Genomic DNA, 4155 nt, shown 5'->3' on the forward strand with positions numbered 1-4155 from the left:
CCCCACCCCGATCCTAGAATGTGACTGGAGTTTATACGTGTTCTCTTCCTATCTTCGCTGCCTGGCACGGGCTGCGCCCGTGTTCGCGGGACAAGCCCGCTCCCACAGGGATTGGGCTGGCCTTTAAATTTTGAACAAGACAGTTGCTCCTACAGGTTTCGGCGCGGTTCTCAGAACCGGAGCTGTAGCTGTGGGAGCGGGCTTGCCCCGCGATGAGGCCGTTTCGGTTACTGCTTAGGCTTCAGCGTCCCATGGACGATCGCCTTTTTCATCCTTGACGCGGGTTGGCAGGCCCATCACGTCCAGCGCCTTGAGGAACGGCTCGGCGGGCAGTTCCTCGACGTTGACCATGCGCCCGGCATCCCACTCGCCACGAGCGACCAGCAGGGCTGCGGCCACTGGCGGCACGCCAGCGGTGTAGGAGATGCCCTGGCTGTCGGTCTCGGCGTAGGCCTCTTCGTGGTCGGCGACGTTGTAGATGAACACTTCGCGCGGCTGGCCGTCCTTGGTGCCCTTGACCAGATCGCCAATGCAGGTCTTGCCGGTGTAGCCCGGTGCCAGGGAGGCTGGATCGGGCAGTACGGCCTTGACCACTTTCAGCGGCACCACTTCAAGGCCTTCGGCGGTCTTGACCGGTTGCTCGGAGAGCAGGCCGAGGTTCTTCAGCACAGTGAACACGTTGATGTAGTGTTCGCCGAAGCTCATCCAGAAGCGCACATTGGGTACGTTCAGGTTCTTCGAGATCGAGTGCACCTCGTCGTGACCGGTCAGGTAGAGGTTCTGCGAACCCACCACCGGCAGGTCGTCGGTGCGCTTGACCTCGAACATGGTGTTGCTGGTCCACTGGCTGTTCTGCCAGCTCCAGACTTGCCCGGTGAACTCGCGGAAGTTGATTTCCGGGTCGAAGTTGGTGGCGAAGTACTTGCCGTGGGAACCGGCATTGACGTCGAGAATGTCGATCGAATCAATGCGGTCGAAATACTGCTGCTGCGCGAGCTTCGCGTAGCTGTTGACCACACCCGGGTCGAAGCCGACACCGAGAATGGCGGTAATGTTCTTCTGCTGGCACTCCTCGAGATGCTTCCACTCGTAGTTGCCATACCAGGGCGGGGTTTCGCAGATCTTGCCCGGTTCTTCGTGAATCGCGGTATCCAGATAGGCGACACCGGTATCGATGCAGGCACGCAGCACCGACATATTGAGGAAGGCGGAACCGACATTGATCACGATCTGCGATTCGGTTTCGCGGATCAGTGCCTTGGTCGCCTCGACATCGAGGGCGTTGAGCGAGAAGGCCTGGATGTCGGCGGGCACCTTGAGGCTACCCTTGGCCTTGACGCTGTCGATGATGGCCTGGCATTTGGAGATGTTCCGTGACGCAATCGCAATACGACCGAGTTCGTCGTTATGCTGTGCGCACTTGTGGGCCACCACCTTGGCGACACCTCCTGCACCAATGATAAGAACGTTCTTCTTCAATTTATCCCTTGCTCCTTACTGAAAGCCGGTCTTACGACAGGCTGGAAACGTAGTCTTCGAAACCGAACTCGCGCTTGACCTCGACGCTGCCGTCGAGCTGCTTGACGACGATGGCCGGCATCTTCAGACCGTTGAACCAGTTCTTCTTGACCATGGTGTAACCCGCCGCGTCGATGAACGACAGGCGATCGCCGATGGCCAGCGGACGATCGAATTGGTACTCGCCGAAGATGTCGCCGGCCAGGCACGACTTGCCGCAGACCATGTAGGTGTGCTCGCCGTCGTTGGGGGCCATCTTGGCGTTGAGGCGGTAGATCAGCAGGTCGAGCATGTGCGCTTCGATGGAGCTGTCGACCACGGCCAGGTGCTTGCCGTTGTAGAGGGTGTCGAGCACGGTGACTTCCAGCGAGGCGCTGTTGGTGATCGCCGCTTCACCGGGCTCCAGGTAGACCTGCACGCCGTACTTCTGCGAGAACTCTTTCAGGCGTGCGCAGAAAGCGTCGAGTGCATAGCCTTCGCCGGTGAAGTGGATGCCGCCGCCGAGGCTGACCCACTGGACCTTGTGCAGCAGGTGGCCGAAGCGCTCCTCGATGTGCGAGAGCATCTTGTCGAACAGGCTGAAGTCGCCGTTCTCGCAGTTGTTGTGGAACATGAAGCCGGAGATCTGCTCGATCACCGCTTCGATCTTCTCAGGGTCCCATTCGCCCAGACGGCTGAACGGACGCGCCGGATCGGCCAACAGGTAGTCGGAGCTGCTCACCTGCGGGTTGACGCGCAGGCCGCGGGTCTTGTCTTTGGACTGCTCGGCGAAACGCTCAAGCTGGCCGATGGAGTTGAAGATGATCTTGTCGCAGTTCTCCAGCATTTCCTCGACCTCGTCGTCGGCCCAGGCCACGCTGTAGGCGTGGGTTTCGCCGGCGAACTTCTGGCGGCCGAGCTTGAGCTCGTACAGCGAGGAGGAGGTGGTGCCGTCCATGTACTGCTCCATCAGGTCGAATACCGACCAGGTGGCGAAGCACTTGAGGGCGAGCAGGGCCTTGGCGCCGGAGTGTTCGCGCACGTAGGCGATCTTCTCCAGGTTGCCCAGCAGCTTGGTTTTGTCGATGAGGTAGTACGGCGTCTTGATCATTTCAAAGGCCCCCGGCCAGGCCGGCCAAAAAAAGGACACGCATTGTGCCTTCACTTGCCGCATATCGAAAGAGCGCGAGGCGCATTTCGTCCGAGCTCGCAGGCTGCGTGGCGTGTGAGGGGAGTAGAGCAGGGGAATGTGACTGTCTTAATCGTTGTGGTGGGGCGGATGGCCCATACAGGTACGGCGCTGTACCAGGACTGTCCGGCGATAGGGCCATCTGCCTCGCTACATCAGTGCGGCAACCGCGCAACCACCTTGATCTCGAAATCGAACCCATACAGCCAGGTCACTCCGATCGCCGTCACGGTCGGGTACGGCGCCGGCCCCCAGAATTCCGCCCGCACCAAATCCCAGATGGCCTGGAACTTGTCTTGTGGGTCGACGATGAACAGGGTGACGTCCTGCACGTCATCGAAGCTGCAACCGGCGGCGGCGAGGATCGCATTCAGGTTGGCGAAGGCCCGGCGCACCTGGTTCTCAAGGCCCGGCTCGGGTGAGCCGTCGTCACGGCTGCCAACCTGCCCGGAGACGAACAGCAAGCCGTTGCTGCGCACGGCCGGGGAGTAGTGGTTGATGTCGTACAGGGCCTGGCGGCCAGCGGGGAATACAACGTCGCGTTGCTTCATGGTGTTTGTCCATCAGTGAGGTGATGAGGCGACTGTACGGGCCCAGACCTGTTCGATAAACGCGCCAGTCTGGTTATCATTGTTTGTTGATTCCAAACAATCGAGGCGCAGATGGACCGGTTCGATGCAATGCGTGCCTTTGCCCGGGTGGTGGAGGCGGGCAGCTTCACCAAAGCTGCCGAGACGCTGCACATGAGTCGCACCAGTGTGACCCAGCTGGTGCAGCAGTTGGAAACGCGCTTGCGCGTGCGCCTGCTCAACCGCACCACACGCAAAGTGAGCGTGACCCGCGATGGCGAGCAGTTCTATCAGCGGGTGTTGCGCCTGTTGGCCGAGCTCGAGGATGCCGAGAGCAGCCTCAGCGGCGCTGCCGGTTTGCCGCGTGGCAAGCTGCGGGTCGATGTACCGAGCCCGCTGGCAAGCCTGGTGTTGGTGCCGGCGCTGCCGGACTTCCATGCCCGCTACCCGGACATCCAGATCGACATGGGCGTCAGCGATCGCATCGTCGACATCATTGGCGAGCACGTCGATTGCGTGGTACGTGGTGGCGAGTTGCTTGACCAATCGTTGATGGCGCGCAAGGTTGCCGACCTGCAGTTGGGGGTGTATGCGGCGCCGGCTTACCTCGAACGCCTGGGCACACCCGCCCACCCTTCCGAACTGGAGGATTCTGACCACCGCACGGTGGGTTTTCTCTGGGCGCGCACCGGCAGACCGCTGCCCTATGCCCTCGTTCGCGGAACCGAGCGGCTGCAGGTCAGGGGTACCCAGGTCTTGGCGGTGGACGACGGCAACGCCTACCTGGCAGCCGGGGTAGCGGGGCTTGGGGTGTTGTGGCTGCCGGACTACATGGCCCGTGCGCCACTGGCCAGTGGCGCGCTGGTGCGGGTGCTCGAAGATTGGCAGTTGGAGTCGATG

At 61.4% G+C, this 4155-nt stretch carries 4 protein-coding genes; 1 reads left to right on the forward strand and 3 read right to left on the reverse strand.

The window, feature by feature from the left end:
• Window positions 1-234: 234 nt before the first annotated feature.
• The 3 genes from ACPZMI_RS08905 to ACPZMI_RS08915 all read right to left on the reverse strand — a co-directional run bounded on the left by ACPZMI_RS08905 (window position 235) and on the right by ACPZMI_RS08915 (window position 3237).
• Window positions 235-1479, reverse strand: a complete 1245-nt coding sequence (locus ACPZMI_RS08905) for a saccharopine dehydrogenase family protein (protein ID WP_028691662.1) — start codon at window positions 1477-1479, stop codon at window positions 235-237.
• A gap of 31 nt (window positions 1480-1510) precedes the next feature.
• Complete coding sequence (locus tag ACPZMI_RS08910) at window positions 1511-2608, reverse strand: carboxynorspermidine decarboxylase (RefSeq protein WP_186719202.1); 1098 nt, start codon at window positions 2606-2608, stop codon at window positions 1511-1513.
• Window positions 2609-2841: 233 nt separating this feature from the next.
• The gene (locus ACPZMI_RS08915; protein WP_186665058.1) at window positions 2842-3237 is read right to left on the reverse strand and encodes a RidA family protein; all 396 of its coding nucleotides are present in this window, start codon (window positions 3235-3237) and stop codon (window positions 2842-2844) included.
• Between the two features lie 111 nt (window positions 3238-3348).
• Between ACPZMI_RS08915 and ACPZMI_RS08920 the strand changes: the two genes are divergently transcribed.
• On the forward strand, window positions 3349-4155 hold an 807-nt coding region (locus ACPZMI_RS08920; protein ID WP_426352059.1), incomplete at its 3' end, for a LysR family transcriptional regulator.

Origin of the sequence: Pseudomonas wayambapalatensis (genome assembly GCF_049942315.1) — a bacterium.
Classification (GTDB): domain Bacteria; phylum Pseudomonadota; class Gammaproteobacteria; order Pseudomonadales; family Pseudomonadaceae; genus Aquipseudomonas; species Aquipseudomonas wayambapalatensis.